The organism is Microbacterium hydrocarbonoxydans (assembly GCF_023715885.1).
GTDB lineage: Bacteria > Actinomycetota > Actinomycetes > Actinomycetales > Microbacteriaceae > Microbacterium > Microbacterium hydrocarbonoxydans_C.
The window spans coordinates 220,464-240,647 of sequence record NZ_JAMBOY010000001.1; the positions used below are offsets into that span (position 1 = coordinate 220,464).

The following is a 20,184-nucleotide window of genomic DNA, read 5'->3' on the forward strand; positions in this document are numbered from 1 at the left end:
CGACTAGTCCACGTGGACTATACGCCTGATCCAGGACCGGTCACAAGCTCGGCACCGCCCCGACCGCGAAAAGAACCGCCGCCGCGGAAAGCGGCGACGGTCCTTGGGTCGTGCGGACGTTCAGGAGGTGTACGCGGAGAGACTCGCGATCCGCGGTGCCGTACCGGCGGCTCCCTGGATCAGCAATCGCACCGCCGTCGTCGCCGTCGGAGCGAACGTGATGTCGCCCGTCGGAATGGCCGAGCCCGAGGCCACGTCGACCCACGTCGACCCGGACAGAACCTGCACCTTGTACGACGTCACCTTGTTCGCCGCGGTACTCGCCTCGCCGACCTTGACCTTCGAGATGCTTCGCGCCGAGGGGAGGGTTGCCTGGAGCCAGGCATCCCCATCCGCCAGATCCACCGCGCCGCGCGCCGACTCGTGGTTCGGCGACCAGTATGTCGACGCCGTCGAATCCGCCGCGTATGCAGCGATGATCGCCTTCTCGTATCGCAGGTTGCCGTTGGCGTCGACCATGACAGAGTTGAGCGCCTTGAGTTCGTTGCGCCAATCCCCGGTCGGAGACTGGCTCGCCGGGATGGTCGCGAACTCGCGGCCGGACCAGAGATTCGTCGACCCGTTGTAATCGGCCGAGACGCTGCTGGAAGCACTCATCGTCGCACCGAGGACGAGGTCGCGGTTCGGCACGGCCCGCGAACCACCGGTGGGCGTGAGGACGTAGCCGGTCCCCGCCGCCATAGCGACGTTCACGGAGCCCGCCGATACAGGGAGCGTCTGCACGAAACTGCGTCCTTCGGTGGTGAGTTCGTACAGGTCGACCGACGACGCGGAGGCCAGCGCCGCGGGCAGCTTCCAGCTCTTGGTGGAACCGCCACCGCTGTACAGCAGAACGCGGTTCGTACCGTCGTAAGCGGGGATGAAGCGGTCGGTCCCGTCGGCGATCCTCAGACCGGCCGACGTCACGGTGAACGCACCGCTGGACTTGTCGATGGCGAAGGTGGTGTCGCCGCCCCACCGCGTGACCCATCGATTGTTCGCGGCGTCGTCCTGATAACCCAGGATCCCCTTGTCAGCCAGGTATCCGTTCAAGTAGCTGTACAAGAAGGTCATCCGCTGCAGCCGCTCAGACGCGAGGTTGCCACCGCCGTTGAGATTCGTGGTGATGCTCGCGTTGACGTTGCTCGTGTTCACGTTGTCGCTGTAGACCGTGCCCCACAGGAAGTCGACCGGCGGGGTCGCGTAGTTCCTCGTGCCGCTGAGGATGGCGTTCCCCGCCGTCAGGAATCCTTCGATGATCCCCGGCGACTGATTGTTCTTGAAGAGGAATCCTCCGGCGGTGTACTTCTGTATCTGGAAGTACTCCGTGGCCGCGGTCGTGCCGAGGACCTTCCAGTGGTCGATCTCCTGTGCCATGGCGTAGTTCTGATCGAGCACCGTCCGACCGCAGCACGGGTAGGCGAGCATCACATCCTGATAGATGAACTTCGGGGTGTAGAACCGCTGAACGAAGGCGTTCTGGCGGTTCGCCGGCGCACCCGACTCGAGGTCCGCGAACGAATCCATCTTGTACGCGTTCCAGCCGAAGACGCCGGACCCGTACTGGATCTCACCTGTCGACGAGCTCCGGTTGCCGAAGGGACTGGCCCCCGTGTTGCGGAGATAGGCCGGGCTGATGTCTGTCATGTCCGTCATGTTCACGTGGAAAGACAGGTCTCCGCCCAGGGCGTCGATCTGCTGCTTCGCGGCAATCATGTCGGCGTCGGTTCCGATAGCAGGGTTGAAGGGCACCTCGTTGAAGCTCGGCCATCCGTAGTCGTGACCTCGGCCCTGCCACCCGACGTACTCGTAGGACTGGCGACCGATGCCGTCGGTCAGCCCCTTGACCTCGCGTTGGATCTGCGTCAACTGGTCCAGCGTGGTGTAGGGGACGGTGAAGCCCTGATTGCTCCCCGCGTTGAACCCCGGGCCCGGGAACGCGCCGTGCACCTGGGACCAGTTGCCTCCGTCGAAGAAGTCGCGCACATCGGTCGGGAGTTGCGGGAGCTGGGTCTTCACCCAGAGCGCACCGTCCTGCCAGTCGACCTTGGCATCGGCGTTGGCGTCCACGCCGAGGTACACCCGGCTCTCCGGGATCTGCGGGGTGTGGGTTCCGAGCGCCGTCTCGCGCGTGGAGCGCATGCCGTTGAAGAATCGCCAATCGAAGGCGGGAGAGGAGATCGTGCCGACGGTCGACCCGGCACCGTCCGCACCGACCGCGATCGTGTACGGGTTCGAATAGGAGTTGGGCATGTAGATCGCCCCGACCACACCGGAGGTGTAGGCGAACGCGTTGGCCATCTCGGGCTTGCTCAGCGACGTCGACGCGGCAACCGGTGTGAAGGTCTCATCACCGCCACGGGCACCGGCCACGGTTGCCCCGGTCTGCCCGCTGCTCACGGACAGTGCGGGTGTGCTGAGGCGGACCGCGAAGCGATGTGTCTCCGCGTCCCCGGACACCGCCGACAGCCGGGTCGTCGCCACGCTGCCGACCACGGACAGATCGTAGGTCAGCGTCACCGTCCTGGCGCCGAGGCCTCCCGTTCCGTCCGGGTCCACGCCGGGAACGGTGAGCACCCAGCGCGCCGCGTTCGTGGCTGTCTTCGAGAAGGTCGCCGTCGATGCATACGAGACGTCGTTGATGATGACGCGGGGCTCGGCAGCACCCCCGCCGAGCTTCTGCCCACCAGGGGTGAGCGTGTAGCCGAGCACCTGCGGGAACGCCTTGTCGACCTCGACGGAGAGCGACGACGACGCGACTGCATCCTTCTGCAAGACCGCCGCAGGGGCCTCGGCGGCGTAGCTCAGGTCGTCGATCGTCGCATCCACGATGCTCCATCCGACGATGCCGATCCGCCCGAGAGTGGCCGGCTGCCCTGTCGACGCGCGCACGTGGGGGCGCTTGCCGCTGTAGACCACCGCACCGTCCAGTGTCACTGCGAGGTCGTCGCCGAAGTACGAGACCGCGAGCAAGTGCAGCCCGGCGCCGAGGTTGATGTTGGCGGCGACGTCGCCTCCGCTGGGCGCGAGGATGATGTCCTTCGTCGCGCCCGCGATCGTCTCGCGGATTCGGACCTGTGAGCTCGACTCCATGGCGACCCACGAGTAGTTGCCGGCATCTGCCATCCGGAATCCCAGCCCCACTCGGAATGCGCTCGCGCTGGCGACCGTGAACTTCGCAGCCGCGTGACCGTTCGTCCGGCTCTGCACCGTGTCCTCGCGGAACAGCAGGTCGCCTCCGCCCGCCGCAGTACTGCTCAGACGCGCCGTCCCGTTGCTCCCGGTCAGCGCGGAGGTCGAGCCGGTCGATGAGATCTTCGTGAATCCGCCGAGCCCGCTCGTGAAGTCGTTCTTATAGGCATACGTGTCTCGCGGCGTCGAGGTCAGGTCGTCGTACTGCGAGTCGGTGTTGGACCACGCCGCGATGCCCGCTCGTCCCGCGACGGGGGCCGCCCCCAGGCGGGGACGGTTGCCGTCGTACACGGTCGCTCCGTCCAACGACACTCGGATGCTGTCGCCGCGGTACGTCACGGAAAGGGCGTGAGTACCCGCGGAGACCGAGATGGTCGCCGGGATGGTGGCCCCGTGCGCGGGGTTGCCGACGATCACATCCGAGAACCGGCCGCCGATCATCTCACGGATGCGGATCGTGTCGGCGGAATCGATCGCTGCGAAGGAGTAGTTGGTGGCGTCGACGCCACGGTAGACAACGCCCGCCCGATACTGAGCCGAGACGGTGAGCTTCACCGAGACGGTGCCGTCGAGCGTCACCGGGCTCTGGGAATCGGTGCGGAACGCCTGTCCGACGCTCGAGCCCACTATGCTCGCGCGTTGGTTCGCCGAGTCCCACGAGAGGGTGCCGACATCGTCGGGCATGATCTTCGTGAACTGTGCGGTGGTATCGGTGGCGAAGCCGTTCACATACGTAGGGATGTCCGCTGCCACCGCTGGAGCCATCGAACCCGCTGCCAGCGCCGAGGTGGCGATCACCGCCACCAGCGCGTGCCTGAACCGCCGGACCTTCATGCTTCGTTGCATCGTCGTTCCTCTGCTTCGTTCTCTCATTCCGACTCGTCGCGGCGCGACGGCGGCTCTTCGCTGATGGATCGCACACGGATCTCCAGCACGGAATCGATCGGATCGGGCACCGGATAGGTGAACGAGTCGTCGGGCCCGAACGCCGCGAATGCCCCGCCGGGGTACGCGTGCACGACCCAGGTGTGTGCGAGCTGCACCACGCTGCCGTCGTGGAGCCAGCGAAGCGACACGATCTCGTCGGGCGCGAGACCGGGGAGAGGCAACGGTCCCAGTGGGGGCTCGAGCACGTGCGCGTAGATCACGTCGCCTCGCCGGGTGTAGTAACCCCATTCGGGCTTGGGGAGTCCGGCAGGACCGGCGCCATGAATACTGCGACCGTTCCGTTCGAGCCAGGATCCGACGGCTGCAAGGTCCTCGATGCTGCGTCGGGGCCACTCGCCTCGACCCGTCGGGCCAACGTTCACCAGCAGATTCCCGCCTTTGCTGACGCATTCGACGAGCTTGCGCACCAGCTGGGTCGGAGTCTTGAAGTCGACATCGAGCGGGTAGTAGCCCCAGTGGTTGTTGTGGGTGATGCATGCTTCCCACGGCACCGCGCGCCCCCGCGCATCCCGGATGCCGTCGGCGGGGATGATCATCTCCGGGCTGACGAAGTCGCCCGACCACGGCGTGGGCTCCGCTGACACGAGACTGCCGAACCCGGCGCCACTCGTCTCGAGACGGTTGTTGACGACGATCCCCGGCTGCAGCGATCGGACGATCCCGATCAGCTCCTCCGCCCGCCAGTCTTCGGGCCGCCGACCGTGGTACCGCTCATCGCCCGGGTAGGTCATGTCGAACCAGAAGAGATCGAGCGGACCGTATCCCGAGCACAGCTCCCGCACCTGGGCGTGCATCATGTCGACGTAGGCACTCCACTCGTGCGGATAGCCACGCATCGCTTCGTCATCACGCCGCGGGTGCGTCCAGTCGCGATAGGCGATGTAGTCCGGGTGATGCCAGTCGATGAGCGAGTAGTACAGGCCCACCTTGATTCCGCGGCTGCGGAAGGCGTCGAGGAACTCGCGGACCAGATCACGGTCGACGCCGTGATGCATCACGCCGAAGTCGGACACCGCGGTGTCCCACAGCGCAAAGCCCTCGTGGTGGCGCGTCGTGAGGACGGCGTAGCGCACCCCCGCGTCCACCGCATGGTCCGCCCATTCCTCCGCGTCGTACAGATCCGGCCGGAATCCGTCGACGAAGGTCTGATACTCATCGGGGGTGAGCCGCGCCTCCGACTGATACCAGGCGTCGCGCCCGCTGGCGGAGAAGGCTCCGAAATGGATGAACAGTCCGAAGCGGTCATGTCTGAACCACGCGGATCGAGGGAAGTGATCGGTCACCGAGTCGTCATGCGTCATGACGGTTGCACCTCCCAGGAGACGTCCTGATGCGACGGTCGCGAGTCATCCGGAAGTCGAGATCACGCGGAACCGCCTCGGTGCGCACGATGTGGTCGCGAAGGGCCTCTTCCTGCCCGATGTCGCCGGATCGCGCGACCATCGCTGTGCGAAGGTCCCACCATGTCTCATGCAGGCTCACCTCACCCTCGCGCAGGTCCGCGATCTCGAGTCCGCCCTCGAGAATCGAGGCCGCTCTCGAGAGGTCGCCGGTGCTGATGCATGCCCGAGCCTCGGCGTACAGCACTCGCGGGTCGGAGCGCGTCGGCTCCGGAAGCGCGCGCACGATCTCGAGAGCCCGCTCTGCCCGGCTGGCGTCGAGGAGCACTCCGAGGGCTTCGACGACGAGCTGCCGCATCGTGGGATTCAGTGCGAGTGCCTGCTCGTATCGGTCGACCGCCTCATCCAGGTGGCCGAGATGCGCCGCCAGGGCGGCGAGGTTCCGCAACGCGAGCACGTTGGGAGCCCTTCGCACGGAGAGGAGCCAGCTGGCTTTGGCTCCGTCCCGGTCACCGCGCGCCGCGAGAAGGTTTCCGAGGAGCGCGGGCTCGACCCACCCCTTTCCCTCGGCGAGCACGTCCTCCCACTCTTCTGCGATCTCCAGGGATCGCGGGAAAGACGTCGGATCGGTGTGCGGGAACGTCCCACTGCGATGGAGTGCGATCCACTCCTCCTGCTCCTCGGCGACGGAGCTGTTCGGATACGGCGTCGCCGGGTCCAGCGGTGCGTCCCACGACCCGCCCCCGCGCAGGAACCGATCGAGCGCTCCCCATCCGGACCCCTGGTGCAGCGTCTCGCTCACGGGACGGGAGGGCAGATCCGAAGCCCGCGCCGCCGCCAGATCGTCGCGAGGCGCCATCCGCTCCACGGCGCGTGCGGCGGCGTCCCGGGCATCGGTCCACGCACCATGCGCGTTCTCCGGAGCGAGATCCGCGCGACCGTATGCCTCGACCCATCGACGCTCGCCGCGCGCCGGAACCGGAAGGTGCTCGAACTGCGTGCGGGCGAGGCCGGCCTGGATCTCGATGTACGACTGGCCGGGACCGTTCAACCACTCCTGCCAACGCTCGCCCCCCACTCCTCTGCCCCAGAGGAAGAGCTTCCGGCCCCGGAGTTCCCCGGACGAGCGCTGTGCGAGTCCGACCCCGTCATCATCGACCGCCACGATCCAGGGTGTGGGCTCGTCGGCGACGTCGAAGAAGTAGTCTGCGGCGTCGAGCGAGCGACCAGGGTAGGAGACATCGACGCGCGCTCCTTCGTCGATGATCGGAACGGCCTCCAACCGCTGAGAGTACGCATACGCCCACGCGCTCTCCGCCGGTACGATGACGCGCGTCCGGTCGGTCTGGGGCACCGCGATGTTGCTCCACCAGTAGCTCGGCCGGTCTTCCGTCGACCCGTTGACGATGCGACCGTGGACGTAGAGCGCCTGCGAATCCTGAGGGAGATGGGCGTCGATCTGGTAGGTCATCCGCCGGATGCGATCGAACTCCCAGAGGCGCAGGGCTCGCGAGCCGTCGTCGAGGTCGACGGCTGCCGCGTGCACGGGGCTGAATGTTCCGGGGCTGTGCCCGATCGTCCCGACGTTCCATTCGATGCCGCCCGAGAACCATGCGTTGCGCAGCGCGAGGTTGGCCGGCTGCAGTACAGCATTGCGGAACAGCAGCTCTCGACCGGTGGGGACGTGCACGAGAGACCACAGTCGCCCACCGACACCGAGAAGGAACGTGGCGCGGAGATGCGCATTCTCGAGGATCGCCACGGGATGCTCGGCCTCAGCGCGGATACGACCGTAGCCGTCCTGAAAGAGGTACGGCGCGATGGACTCGACCCGCCCGTACTCGGCGTTCCGACGGATCTCGTCCGGCGCATCGGACATGTCGACGCTGTAACCGCTGTTCCCGGTGCCGAACAGCGGCGGCAACGGGTTCTCTTCCCCGACGGGTGCTGTGAGTATGCGGATGCGATCGGTGCGGAGGGTGCTCATCGAAGCGATGCCTTTCCTGGAGAGGTCATTTTCCGGATCCCAGCGTCATGCCCTCGACGATCCGCCGACCGAGCGCCAGATAGGCGATCAGGATGGGCAGCGTGACGAGGATCACCCCGGCGAAGAGCCCGCCCCAGTTGGAGGTGTACTGCATGGTTCCGTAGAGCCCGAGAAGGGAGACGGGCAACGTCTGTTTGTCGTTCTCGGTGATGAACACCAACGCGACGAGCGTCTCGTTCCACACACCGAGCAGTGTCAGGATGAACGCCGTCGTGACCCCCGGCCTCGCCATGGGGAGCATCACCTGGAAGAAGGTGCGGACCGGTCCGGCGCCGTCGAGGGCTGCGGCCTCCTCGACCTCGGACGGCAGGGAGCGGAAGAACCCCGAGAGGAGGAACACGGCGAACGGCAAGCCCGTCGCCACGTAGACCAGGTAGACGCTGATCCGGTCGTCCCACCAGCCCACCGTGCCGTACATGAAGCTCGAGATGTTCTGCATCATCACGAATACGGGTATGAGGACCGCCTGGACCGGAATGCCCATCCCGACGACGAAGGCACTGGTCAGCGGGCTCGCGAAGCGATGCCGCGTGCGGCTGAGCGCCTGGCCTGCCAAGGCCGCCACGACGAGGATCGTGAGCGTCGCCGCCAGACAGACGACGATCGTGTTGAGGAAGCCGTAGCCGAGCTGCCCCACCGTCAGAGCGCTGACGTAGTTGTCGAGGTTGAACGATCGCGGGAGGGCGAACGGGCGGGTGAAGATCTCCGCGCCGTTGCGGAACGACTGCAGCAGGACCCAGAGGAACAGGAGGACGTTGAAGCCCCCGGCGATCCAGATCAGCGGAGCGATCGCCCGTCCGAACCATCCGGACCGGCGGGTGCCCTTTCTGCGCCGCGTTCGAGCACGGCCCGCACGCTGCACCTGCAGCAGCGGGAGCGGGAGCACCGCTTCAGAACTCGAGCGCGTCACGGCGCATCGCCCTTCTCACCGCGACCACCAGCATGCCGATCAGCAGAACCATGAACACTCCCATCGCGCTCCCGTACCCCATCTCGTACGCGGGGAACGGCCCGCCCGTCGTCGCGGCCCACTGAGCGACGGCGATCGTGCTCGACGACGCGGCGGGAACTCCGGCGACACCGGTGAAGGCGACGACCAGATCGAAGACGCGGATCGCGCCGATGAGCCAGAGCACCACCGCGATGGTGACGATGTCCCAGCTCAGCGGCAGGGTGACATGGATGAACTTCTGCCAGGCGTTCACTCCCGCGAGGTCGGCATCCTCGTAGAAATAGGGCGGGATGCGATCGATCCCCGACATCAGGAGCACCACGAAGAAGCCGATGTTGATCCAGACGACGGCAGCCATGATGGTGCGGAACTGGTTGTCCGGCCCCAGCCAGTCGATCGCGAGAGCGCTCAGTCCCACCGCTCGGAGGATGGTGTTCACCGCGCCCTTGGGCGCGAGCAGCAGCCCGAAGGCGATGCCCATGACGATCGGCGAGATCAGGTAAGGGAGGAACAGCAGCGACCGGAGGGCCTCACGGTGCCGCAGCTCTCGAAGCGCGACGGAGAACGCGAACGCGATGGTGAACACGACCACCCCGCAGACGACCGCGATCACCAGGGTGTTGACGAACGCGACTCGGAAGTACGGGTCCCGCAAGAGGCGGGCGTAATTGCCGATCCCGATGAACTCCATGTCGGATCCTGCGCCTGCCCAGCGTGTGAAGCCGGCCACGACTGAGAAGAGCGCCGGCGCGATGAAGAAGGCGAGGTAGAGGACGACCGCCGGAAGCGCGAACGGCCAGAACATGCGCCGTCGCTGTCCCTCCAGGGTGGACCTGCGGCCCGGGTGCCGGGCCGCCCGGGCCGCGGGTGCCGAGGTGGCGGTCATGTCAGTCCTGCGCCGCCAGAGTCTCGACCGTGCGCTGCTTCAGCGCCTCGGCGAAAGCGTCGCCGTCGTCGAACTTGCCGTTGAAGAGCTCGCCGACGATGGGGAAGAGCACCTGATTGGCCCAGTTCGGGTTCGAGATCGTCGCGTCGGGCGCGGTCACCAGCGAATCCGCTTCGACCCCTGCGGCATACTCCGCCGCGAAGTCCGCGAGCACCGCGGGCGGCTCGATGTCCGCGCGCGGCGTGAGATTGTCCGCGTCGGAGGCGATTCCCGCCATCTGATCCTTCGCCGTGAAGAACCGGATGAACTCCTTGGCAGCCTCGGCGTTCCGCGCCTTCGACGGGATCGCGAAGCCGAAGTCATCCACCCACACGACATCGTTGCCGGCGCCGCCTTCGGCCGCCGGAAAGGGGATGGACCGGTAGTCGATGACGGATTCCACATCGATCCCGGACTTCTCGAGAGCGGACCCGGTCTCACTCGGCGCCCACGTTCCCATCGCGAGGAATGTCGAGTCGTTCGAGCCGTCGGCCCAGGCGGTCTGCTGGGCGGGCCATTTCGTTCCGGCGAAGTCCTCGGGGAGGTAGCCGGCCTCGATGAGCGCGATCACCTCATCGGCCGCCGCGACGATCGCAGGATCCTTCGCACTCTCGCCGGTCTCGTCCGTGGAGATGGCGACGACGGCCTCTGCACCGCCGTGACGGATCGCGGCATACGTGAACCAGTAGTTCTCGTAGTACGGCTGATCCCCGTCGACGGCGATGGGCGATCCGCCCGCGGCCTTGAGCTCGCCCAGCTCCGCGGTGAAGTCCGCCCAGGTCGCGGCAGTGAGGTCGGGCACCTTCAGCCCGTTGTACCAGAGGGTCACACCCGTGACCTCGTAGGGGACGAGGATCGGCTCGCCGTCGTCGTTCGTGTAGAGCTCCGCCACGGCCTCAGGGATGACCTCACGGATCTTCTTCTCCTCACCGACGGGGTTCGAGTCGTACACGTCATCGAGTCCGAGGACGCCGTCGGTCGCGGCGAAGCTCGACTGGATCGCGGATCCCGCCTGATCGAACAGGTCGGGCGGGTTTCCGGCGGCCAGGCGCGGCGTGATCTGCTGGATGACCTCGCGGCCACTCCACTGCACATCGACCTCGATGTCCGTCGAGCTCTCGAATTCCTCGATGGCAGCGGCCAGGACGACCTGCTGCGGCTCGCCCTCTTTCCACATCGACCAATAGGTGAGCGTCCCACCGGGCTCGCCGTCGTCACCCTGTTGCGGCGCGCAGCCGGCGAGCCCGCCGGCGCTGACGGCCGCCAGTGCCGCGACGATGCCAGCCGTGCGAGTGACCTTGCGATTGCGTGCGATCATCTTCGATCCTCCTGGAGCGTTCTCGGGTCAGCGCGTGCGTCGGCTCCCCCAGCGGTTGCGATGAGTCACCGTAGCACCGAATTGGCAGCGCTAACAATGAACAGGCAGAATACTGCTGAGGGGTGATCGCGACGCGGCGGCTTGTCAGCGCGCGCCGCGGGGCGGCGGTGCCGTCGTCGAGCGCAGCAGGAGTTCGGGAACGATGACCTGCTCGGCGAGGGGCTCGTCCGCTTCGCCGATCCTCCGCAGCAGGTAGCGGGCCGCGCGGGCCCCGCGCTCGGCCAACGGCTCATCGATCGAAGACAGCGGCGGCGACATCCATTCGGAGAAGCGGCTGGCCGCAGCGCCCATGACGGACATCGCGTCCGGAACACTCACGCCGGCGACCGACAACCGTCGCAGCACGCCGAATGCCATCTCGTCGCCGGCGACCAGGACAGCCGTGGCACGGGAGTCGAGCAGTCGCTCGGCGAGGGCGTATCCGGACTCGGGAGTCCAGTCTCCGGCGAGGACCGGCGGGATCTCCTTGCCCGATTCCTCGAGCGAGGACCGCCAGGCCTCGGTCAGGCGTGCTCCTCCGGAGCCGGACATGTAGTGCACGGTCGAGTGGCCGAGATCGAGGAGGTAGCGCACGGCGTTGCGCGTCGCGGTCTCACTGTCCACGGCGATCGCATCCGCCCATTCCGGACGGTGGCCGTCCACCGCGATCGACGGGACCTCCGCGAGAACCGCCTCCAGCTCCGGAGAGGTCTCGTCGAGGGTGAGGGCGAGGACGACCCCTGCGACGGATTGATCGAGGAGCCGCGACACCGCGGCGGCGATATGCTCGGGCGCCTCGGACGCGGCGGTGACCATGTTGAGCGTGTATCGCGCCTGTTCCGCGACCGCGGAGATGCCGGTCATGACCTCGAAACGGAATGACCCCTGCCCGAGAGCGACGACTCCGATCGATCGCGACCGACCCGAAGCGAGCGCCGCCGCTGCCGTGTTGCGCCGGTAGCCGAGCTCCCTCACTGCCGCGAGAACCTTCTCCCTGGCCGACGCCGACACGTGCGGATAGCCCCGCAGCGTACGCGAAACGGTCTGGGGCGATACACCGGCGAGACGGGCGACGTCCTGCATGTCCGGCCCCGGCGAGCGCGAAGCCTTGGCGCGATCAGGGGTGGTCATGAACGGTTTCCTCGCATGGAGCCATTCTCGTCGCCCATCCGACCTCCCGGCGACTTGCCCTCACAACCGACTCAGCTCTTGAGCTTGCGCAGCGCCGACCCCTTGTGCGCCGCCTCGTCTCCGCTCTTCTCCGACTTCACGATGAACGCCGGCTCGTCGGCGGATGCCGTGAACTTCTGCCCCGCGAACTCGAAGTCGGCGGTCTTCTTCTGCTGCACGGTTCCGCGGGTGCGCCCCTGCGAGGTGTTCCAGCTCACCCGGTCGCCCTTGGACAGGTCCTTCGACATGATTCCTCCGCTCGTTCCTTCGAGCGTCGCGGACAGCGGATGCCGATACCAGCCCTTGACACGGGGCGGAAGGCCGCTCGACGACCCGCGATAATGGGCGGGTGAGCACACCTTCCGACAGCACTGGTTCCGTCAGCAGCAGTCCCGCCAGCACCGCGCAGACGATCCCCGGCTGGCGTCACCTGTACTCGGGCAAGGTCCGCGACCTGTACGCGTCCGCCGACCCCGGAGACACACGCATCCTCGTCGTGGCGTCCGACCGTGTCAGCGCGTTCGACTTCGTGCTGTCGCCCGGGATTCCACAGAAGGGCGCCCTGCTGACGCGGCTGAGCCGCTGGTGGTTCGACCGCCTCGAGGTGCCGAACCACCTCGCCGAGGGCGACGTGCCGGCCTCGGTCGCCGACCGCGCCATGCTCGCCCAGTCGCTCGAGATGCTGCCGATCGAGTGCGTCGTGCGCGGATACCTCACCGGCTCCGGATGGGCGGAGTACACCGAGAGCGGCACCGTGTGCGGCATCCCGCTGCCCGCAGGCCTGCAGAACGGCGACCGTCTGCCCGAGCCGCTGTTCACCCCGGCGTACAAGGCGCCGATGGGCGAGCACGACGAGAACATCACGTTCGAGAAGGTCGAGGAGCTCGTCGGCCCCGAGCGCGCCGCCGAGCTGCGCGACGCGTCGCTCGCGATCTACGGTCGCGCCGCCGCGATCGCCGAAGAGCACGGGCTCATCCTCGCCGACACGAAGTTCGAGTTCGGCACCGATGTCGACGGCGTGCTGCGCCTGGCCGACGAAGTGCTCACGAGCGACTCGTCACGGTATTGGGATGCCGAGGCATGGCAGACCGGGACGACGCCGAGCGCCCGCATGGCCAGCTTCGACAAGCAGATCGTGCGCGACTGGCTCGCCGCGAACTGGGACAAGCAGGGCGAGCCGCCGGTGCTGCCCGACGATGTCGTCGAGCGCACCGCCGACCGTTACCGCGAGCTGATCGAGCGTCTAAGAGCTTGACGCGCGCCCATCTTCACTCACAGGCCGCGAAGGAGATCTCACGCAACGAAGGACCCACCCCCGGTTTCGGTACTTCGATACGGGAGATCTCCTTCGTTCCGTGTGCGCGGTCGAGCGGCCACCGCACCCAGGGAAAACTCAGGAATCGGTAGTGTTGCTCCAGCACTCCCTCCCTCCCCCGATACCTGAGGAGCCCGCATGCCCCTGTGGAAGATCCACGGAAACGGCCGCACGGTCGAACCCGGCGCCGTCGTCACTCCCGCCGAGCGCCTGAACTGGCCGGCCACGATCACCATCGGCGCACAGCACGTCGTCGCGATGTTCGGCGCGACGTTCCTCGTGCCGACGCTGACCGGCTTCCCCGTCTCGACGACCCTGCTCTTCAGCGGTCTCGGCACCCTGATCTTCCTGCTGATCACGAAGAACCAGCTGCCCAGCTACCTCGGCTCGTCGTTCGCGTTCATCGCGCCGATCACCGCCGCGGTCGCCGCGGGCGGCACGGGTTCGGCCCTCGCGGGCGTGGTCGCCGTCGGCATCCTCCTCGCGGTTGTCGGCCTCGTGGTGCAGTTCGCCGGCCTGCGCTGGGTCGACGCGCTGATGCCCCCGGTCGTCGCCGGCGCGATCGTCGCACTGATCGGCTTCAACCTGGCGCCGACGGCGTGGAACAACTTCCAGCTCGACCCGGTGACCGCGACCATCACGCTCGTCGCCATCATCCTGTTCGCGGTGCTGTTCCGCGGGTTCCTCGGCCGCATCTCGATCTTCCTCGGCGTCGCGGTCGGCTTCATCTGGGCCGCGTTCAACGGCTCGTTCGACGTGCCGAACGCGCTGCGCGGCGACAAGACGCCCGCCGAGCTCATCGCCGACGCACCCTGGATCGGCCTGCCGCAGTTCCAACTCCCCGACTTCGTCGAGCCGGGCACCTGGTCGACCATCGCGATGTTCCTCCCCGTCGTGCTCGTGCTCATCGCCGAGAACGTCGGCCACGTGCGCGGCGTGGCGACCATGACCGAGGATGCGTCGATCAACAAGCACACCGGACGTGCACTCATCGCCGACGGCGTGGCCACGACGATCGCTGGTGGCTTCGGCGGCTCCGGCACCACGACCTACGGCGAGAACATCGGCGTCATGGCCGCGACCCGCGTCTACTCGACAGCCGTGTACTGGGTGGCCGGACTGTTCGCGATCCTGCTGGCGTTCTCGCCGAAGGTCGGCGAGGTGTTCAACTCGATCCCCGCCGGCGTGCTCGGCGGCGCGACCACCGCGCTGTACGGCCTGATCGGCATCATCGGCATCAAGATCTGGGTCGACAGCAGGGTCGACTTCTCCCGTCCCGTCAACCAGTACACGGCTGCGGTGTCGCTCGTGATCGGCATCGCCGGCTTCTCGATGAACCTCGGCGACTTCGCGTTCGGCGGCATCGTGCTGGGAACGGTCGCTGCGCTGCTGATCTACCACCTCGGCAACCTCATCGCGCGTGCGCGCAAGACGGGCGCCGACGACCCGAGGCCGCTCGAGGCGGTCGGTCCGCTCGGGGGCGACCCCGCCTGACCGGGCGAGATCCGGCCGACGGTTCGGATCTCGGATGCTGCGCGGAGCGGCATCCGAGATCCGAGCCGCCGTCCGTCTCTCAGCAGCTGCGCACGGCGCGGATCGCTCGGATCCGCAGGTCCGCGTCGCGCGGCGGAAGGTCGAGAGGCAGCGGCGCCGCGGGCTCCGGAAGTCCGTAGAGCCGGTGCATCCAGCGGCGGGCGTCTTCGAGCGGGAAGGATTCGCCGTATACCGCGTACTTGATGATCGCGCCCTCGAGGGTGCTGCGCAGCATGACCTCTTCGAGCGCCGGGTCGACGGCTCCTCGCTCGCGGAAGAGCTCGCGCACGATGTTCTCGGACTCGGTGGCCTGCCGGCCGAAGCGCTCCTCCGACTCGGCGAAGAGTCGGTGCGTGACCGGCTGCTGCTGCATCGAGAGCACGGCACGCTGCACGGGCATCGCGAACCCGGTCGCCATGAAGACGCCGTCGATGATGCCGGCGAGCCGCTCGTCGGGGGTGCCAGGCACCTGCGGAATGCCGAACAGCATCTCGAACCATCGGTCGATGACCGCGGAGATGAGCTGGTCCTTGCCGCCGAAGTGGTAGTTCGCGAGTCCCTGCGCGACGCCGGCACGGCGGGTGATGTCGGAGATGCTCGCTCCCGCGACACCCTTCTCCCCGAAGAGTTCGATCGCCGCGAGGAGGATCTTCTCGCGAGCCCGTTCACGGGCCTGCCTGTTCTGCTCGTCGGAACGGGCCATGGTGTCCACTTCCCCAGGATCGGACGACATCGAGATGATGCCAAACCACTACACTAATCCTTGAACGCGCATTCAATGTTTCGGGATCGGTCACATGACCGACTGCTCGCGCACACCACACGGGTGCGGGCCCCCTTGGAGGGGCGTCGGGTCCGCACCCGTGTATCTCTCGCTCGGGTCAGGCGGAGCCGCGCACGACCAGCTCGGTCGGCAGGATCGTCGTGGTCTCGGGCGCTTCACCGGCGAGATTGCGGAGCAGCACGCCCGCCATCGCCTCGCCTTGCGCGTACATCGGCTGACGCACGGTCGTCAGCTGCGGATCGGTCGTGAGCGCGACCGAGGAATCGTCGTACCCCACCAGCGCCACGTCATCGGGGACGCGGATGCCGGTGGCCCGGAGAGCCGTGAGCGCCCCCCTCGCCATGAGGTCGCTCGCCACGAAGATCGCGTCGGGGGTACCGCTCGCGAGGATGCGGCGTGCGGCATCCGCCCCGCTCGCCTCGCTGTAGTCGCCGGCCTCCTCGGCGAAGGGAACCAGCCCCGCGTCCGCCAGCGCATCGCGGAAGCCCTGCAGCCGGTCGCCCGACGACGCCATCGTGAGCGGTCCGGTGATCGTTGCGATGCGGCGGCGGCCGGTGCTCAGCAGGTGCTGCGTCGCAGTCCGCGCGCCGGCCACGTTGTCGACGTCGACGACGTAATCGCCCTCGCGGCGATGCATCGGCCGACCGCCCCACACGACGGGCACCGCGTCGGCCACACGCTCGATGAACGCGTCGATCGTGTGGTGCGAGACGATCAGCGCGCCGTCGACTCCGCCGTTGCGCACGAAGCTCGCCATCTTGTCGCCCGGGTCGTCTGTCGCGATGAGCAGGTTGAGGAGGTAGTCCGAACCGCGCAGGGCGCCCGTGATGCCCGCGACGATCGCCGCGAAGAACGGATCGCCGAAGAACGTCGTCGTGTCCTCCGGCACGATCAGTGCGATCGCGTGCGTCTGGCGGGAGGCGAGCGACCGCGCCGCCCTGTTGGGCACGTAGTTGAGCTCGGCGATCGCGCGCTGCACGGCGTCCAACGCCTCCGGGCTCACCGCGGTCGAGCCGTTCACCACGCGTGACACCGTCGACCGGGACACCCCGGCCGCCGATGCCACCTCTTCGATGGTCGCGCGAGTCGCCACGGCTCTCCCCTCCACCCGGCCGACGGTCGGGTCTTCGCAGATCCGCCGACCCGGCGTCAGAGCGCCCGGGCGGCGATGATCCGAGCGTACTCCCGGCCCGAATCCTTCACGCTGCGCTCCTGCGTGTCGTAGTCGACGCGTACGATGCCGAAGCGCTTGTCGTATCCCCAGGCCCACTCGAAGTTGTCGAACAGCGACCAGTAGAAGAAGCCGCGCACGTCGACCCCCGCCTCCGCCGCGTCGAGCACCGCCGTCAAGTGCAGTCGCACGAACTCGGTGCGGTCCTCGTCGTGCACGCGGGTCTCGCCGTCTTCGACCACGGCGACGTCGTCGTAGGCGGCACCGTTCTCGGTGACGTAGAGCACGGTGCCCGCGGGCTCGGCGTACTCCGTCCACACGCGCTGCAGCAGCCGGGTGAGGCCCTCGGGCTGCACCTCCCAGTCCTGCGCTGTGCGCGGCAGGCCGCGCTCCACCGGATGGATGCCGGCGCTCGACGGGTACGGGCTGCGGGCGGGTCGGTCGGTCACCGGCACGCTCACGTGCGGCGGTTCCGCCGACGCCTCGCCCGCGACGAGGTCGCCGTGGTAGTAGTTCACTCCCTGCGTGTCGATGCGCTGCGCGATCGTCTCGAGGTCGCCGTCGTGCACGGCATCCTCGAACCGTGTCACGGCCTCGGCGTCGACCGCACGGATGTCCTCGACGATGTCGCCCGGATACTGCGCGCGGTAGATCGGGTCGAGGAACCAGCGGTTGAACTGGCCGTCGACCCGCCGCGCGGCGTCGACGTCGGCCGGGTTCTCGGGGTCGGCCGGATCGGCGACCGTGTGATTCAGCGTGATGCCGAGGTTGAGGCCCGCATCGCGCCTGCGCAGTTCGCGCACCGTCTCGCCGTGTGCGAGCAGCAGGTGATGCGAGGCGAGCAGCCCCTCGGCGATGCTCGTGTGGCCGGGCGCGTGCTCCCCTCCCGTGTACGACAGGAATGACGAGCACCACGGCTCGTTGAGCGTCGTCCACACGTTCACGCGGTCGCCGAGCGCGTCATGCACGCTGCCCGCGTACTCGAGGAAGCGCCCGACGGTGTCGCGGTTCGTCCAGCCGCCCGACTCCTGCAGCGCCTGCGGCATGTCCCAGTGGTACAGCGTCAGCCAGGGCAGGATGCCGGCATCGAGGAGTTCGTCGACGAGTCGGCTGTAGAAGTCGACGCCCTTCGCGTTCACGGCGCCACCGTCGGGTCGGACCCGGGACCACGAGGTCGAGAAACGGTATGTCTGCAGACCCAGGTCCTTCATGAGCGCGACGTCCTGCGGGTAGCGATGGTAGTGATCGCATGCGACGTCGCCGTTCTCGCCGCGCACCACCGCACCGGGCTCCCTGCTGAACGCGTCCCAGATCGACGCCGTGCGGCCGTCCTCGAACGCCGCCCCTTCGATCTGATAGGCCGCCGTGGCGGCTCCGAACAGGAAGTCGTCGGGGAAGGCACGCGTCATGGACGTCATCCTTTCACCGCGCCCGCCATGATGCCACTCACGAGCTGACGTCCGGCGACGACGAAGAGCGCGAGCAGCGGCAGCGTCGCGAGCACGGCGCCGGCGAGCACGATCGAGTAGTCGATGTAGTAACCCGACTGCAGCTGGCTGAGAGCCGTCTGCAGGGTCGGATTCTGCGGCGAGAGCACGATGAGCGGCCACAGGTAGTCGGTCCACGCGGTCATGAACGTGAAGAGCCCGAGGATGGCCATGGCCGGGCGCGCGGCGGGCACCCCCACGGTGAGGAAGGTACGGAACTGGTTCGCGCCGTCGACGCGGGCAGCCTCGATCAGCTCGTCGGGGATCACGTCGACGAGATACTGCCGCATGAAGAAGACGCCGAACGCGGTGACGAGGGTCGGCACGATCACGGCCCCGATCGACCCGGTCCATCCCAGCTCCCGCATGAGCATGAACAGCGGGATGATGCCGAGCTGCGTGGGGATCGCCATGGTCGCGATCACGAACACGAGCAGGCCGTCGCGTCCGCGGAAGCGCAGCTTGGCGAAGGCGTATCCGGAGAGCGTCGAGAACGTGACGACCGAGACCGTGATGATGGCCGAGATGAGGAACGAGTTGCCGAGCGCGAGCCAGAACGGAATGGCGTCGAGCACCTTCGCGGCGTTGGCGAAGAAGTTGCCGCCGGGGACGAGCGGAAGCGTCTCGCCGCGCGTCGCATTGGTGCCGCTGGCGACGACGATCGACCACCACAGCGGGTAGACGCTGCCGATGATGAACGCTGCGAGCAGCCCGTAGGTGAGGAATCCGGGGCGGCTGCCGATGCCGGCGGTCCCGCTGGACGCACCTCGGCGCCGACGGATCCTCTCGGGGACGCTGAGTGCCATCGTGGCGGTCATCGCGCGCTCTCCTTGCTGGTGGTGCGGGTGCGGCGCCGGACGGAACGGCTGCGAGGGCCGTCTCCCGTCGAGATGCGTCGCGAGATGAGGAAGTTGATGACGCCGATGCCGACGATGAGCAGGAAGAGCAGGATCGCGACGGCCGACGCCTCGCCGAGGTCTCGACGGAAGAACGCCATCTCCCAGAGGAACAGCACCGTCGTCTGGAACTGCCGGTCACTGCCGCCGATACCGCCCGCTGTCGACACGTCGAAAAGCCGGGGCTCGGCGAAGATCTGCAGGCCGCCGATCGTGGCGGTGATGATCACGAAGATCAACGTCGGCCGGATCGTGGGGATCGTGATGGAGAAGAACCGCCGCGCCGCGCCCGCGCCGTCGAGCGCAGCCGACTCGTACAGGTCGCGCGGCACGGCCTGCATCGCCGCGAGCAGGATCAGCGCGTTGTAACCGGTCCAGCGGAAGTTCACCATCACCGCGATGGCGATGTGCGACAGGAACGTGTCGTGCTTCCACTGCTGGTCGGCGATGCCGATGAGGTTGAGGAGATTGTTGGCGAGGCCGTCGGCCTCGTTGAAGATGCTCGAGAAGATGATCGCCACCGCGACCGGCGTCACCACGAACGGGATGAGCACGCTCATACGCCAGAACGTCGGCGCCCGCAGGCCGCGATCGAGCAGATAGGCGATGAGGAGTGCGATCGCGAGCTGCGGGATCGCGGAGAGCACGAAGATGCTCAGGGTGTTGCCGATCGAGTTCCAGAACATCCCATCGGCGAGGATCTCGGCGAAGTTGCCCACGCCGACGAACTCGCCCTGGCCCTTCAGCAGGTCCCACTCATGCACCGCGACCCACACCGTGTACAGCAGAGGGAAGAGCCCCACGAGCCCGAACAGCAGGAAGAAGGGCGAGATGTAGAAGTACGGCGAGGCGTTCTGGTCGAACCGCGAGAGACGGTGCCGCCAGGAACGCGGCGGCGTGGCATCCGTCTTCGACGCTGCGGATGCCGTCGCCGGACGCTCTTGGGTGAGAGTCATGAGGATTCCTTGTCGAGGTGCTTCGACAGGCTCAGGGCCGCTGTGGCCCTGAGCCCGTCGACGGGCGGTCTC

The 20,184-nt window shown here is 67.5% G+C and carries 15 protein-coding genes; 2 read left to right on the forward strand and 13 right to left on the reverse strand.

What is annotated here, in order from left to right; translation table 11 throughout:
- Positions 1-120: 120 nt before the first annotated feature.
- The 8 genes from M3195_RS00955 to M3195_RS00990 form a co-directional block, all read right to left on the reverse strand.
- Complete coding sequence (locus M3195_RS00955) at positions 121-4,077, reverse strand: discoidin domain-containing protein (protein WP_251584350.1); 3,957 nt, start codon at positions 4,075-4,077, stop codon at positions 121-123.
- 23 nt (positions 4,078-4,100) lie between these two features.
- Positions 4,101-5,480 (reverse strand): alpha-L-fucosidase, encoded by a 1,380-nt coding sequence (locus tag M3195_RS00960; protein ID WP_251584352.1) that lies wholly within the window; start codon positions 5,478-5,480, stop codon positions 4,101-4,103.
- Complete coding sequence (locus M3195_RS00965) at positions 5,470-7,506, reverse strand: DUF5107 domain-containing protein (RefSeq protein ID WP_251584354.1); 2,037 nt, start codon at positions 7,504-7,506, stop codon at positions 5,470-5,472. The genes M3195_RS00960 and M3195_RS00965 overlap by 11 nt, the downstream gene beginning before the upstream one ends.
- Before the next feature lie 25 nt (positions 7,507-7,531).
- Positions 7,532-8,476 carry a carbohydrate ABC transporter permease gene (locus tag M3195_RS17025; protein ID WP_251584356.1) on the reverse strand — a complete coding sequence of 315 codons (945 nt, stop codon included), beginning with the start codon at positions 8,474-8,476 and terminating at the stop codon, positions 7,532-7,534.
- On the reverse strand, positions 8,457-9,404 hold the full coding sequence (locus tag M3195_RS00975; RefSeq protein ID WP_251584358.1) for a carbohydrate ABC transporter permease: 948 nt from the start codon (positions 9,402-9,404) through the stop codon (positions 8,457-8,459). Before M3195_RS00975 ends, M3195_RS17025 begins: the two co-directional genes overlap by 20 nt.
- Before the next feature lies 1 nt (position 9,405).
- Positions 9,406-10,761 carry an ABC transporter substrate-binding protein gene (locus tag M3195_RS00980; protein ID WP_251584359.1) on the reverse strand — a complete coding sequence of 452 codons (1,356 nt, stop codon included), beginning with the start codon at positions 10,759-10,761 and terminating at the stop codon, positions 9,406-9,408.
- A 144-nt stretch (positions 10,762-10,905) separates the two neighbouring features.
- The gene (locus M3195_RS00985; protein WP_251584360.1) at positions 10,906-11,931 is read right to left on the reverse strand and encodes a LacI family DNA-binding transcriptional regulator; all 1,026 of its coding nucleotides are present in this window, start codon (positions 11,929-11,931) and stop codon (positions 10,906-10,908) included.
- Positions 11,932-12,002: 71 nt separating this feature from the next.
- On the reverse strand, positions 12,003-12,218 hold the full coding sequence (locus tag M3195_RS00990) for a hypervirulence associated TUDOR domain-containing protein (protein ID WP_251584361.1): 216 nt from the start codon (positions 12,216-12,218) through the stop codon (positions 12,003-12,005).
- A 101-nt stretch (positions 12,219-12,319) separates the two neighbouring features.
- On the opposite strand from M3195_RS00990, the gene M3195_RS00995 reads away from it, so the two are divergent.
- On the forward strand, positions 12,320-13,225 hold the full coding sequence (locus M3195_RS00995; RefSeq protein ID WP_374209296.1) for a phosphoribosylaminoimidazolesuccinocarboxamide synthase: 906 nt from the start codon (positions 12,320-12,322) through the stop codon (positions 13,223-13,225).
- A gap of 198 nt (positions 13,226-13,423) precedes the next feature.
- A complete protein-coding gene (locus M3195_RS01000; RefSeq protein WP_251584362.1) occupies positions 13,424-14,779 on the forward strand; it encodes a uracil-xanthine permease family protein in 1,356 nt (451 codons plus the stop codon).
- A 79-nt stretch (positions 14,780-14,858) separates the two neighbouring features.
- Here M3195_RS01000 and M3195_RS01005 read toward each other — a convergent pair whose 3' ends face one another.
- The 5 genes from M3195_RS01005 to M3195_RS01025 form a co-directional block, all read right to left on the reverse strand.
- Entirely contained in the window at positions 14,859-15,521 is a 663-nt protein-coding gene (locus M3195_RS01005) for a TetR/AcrR family transcriptional regulator (protein WP_251584363.1), read from the reverse strand.
- Positions 15,522-15,699: 178 nt separating this feature from the next.
- Positions 15,700-16,695 (reverse strand): LacI family DNA-binding transcriptional regulator, encoded by a 996-nt coding sequence (locus M3195_RS01010; RefSeq protein WP_251584364.1) that lies wholly within the window; start codon positions 16,693-16,695, stop codon positions 15,700-15,702.
- 56 nt (positions 16,696-16,751) lie between these two features.
- Complete coding sequence (locus tag M3195_RS01015) at positions 16,752-18,182, reverse strand: GH1 family beta-glucosidase (RefSeq protein ID WP_251584368.1); 1,431 nt, start codon at positions 18,180-18,182, stop codon at positions 16,752-16,754.
- A gap of 5 nt (positions 18,183-18,187) precedes the next feature.
- Positions 18,188-19,078, reverse strand: a complete 891-nt coding sequence (locus M3195_RS01020) for a carbohydrate ABC transporter permease (protein ID WP_374209297.1) — start codon at positions 19,076-19,078, stop codon at positions 18,188-18,190.
- Positions 19,075-20,112, reverse strand: a complete 1,038-nt coding sequence (locus M3195_RS01025) for a carbohydrate ABC transporter permease (RefSeq protein WP_251584369.1) — start codon at positions 20,110-20,112, stop codon at positions 19,075-19,077. Before M3195_RS01025 ends, M3195_RS01020 begins: the two co-directional genes overlap by 4 nt.
- Between the last annotated feature and the right edge of the window lie 72 nt (positions 20,113-20,184).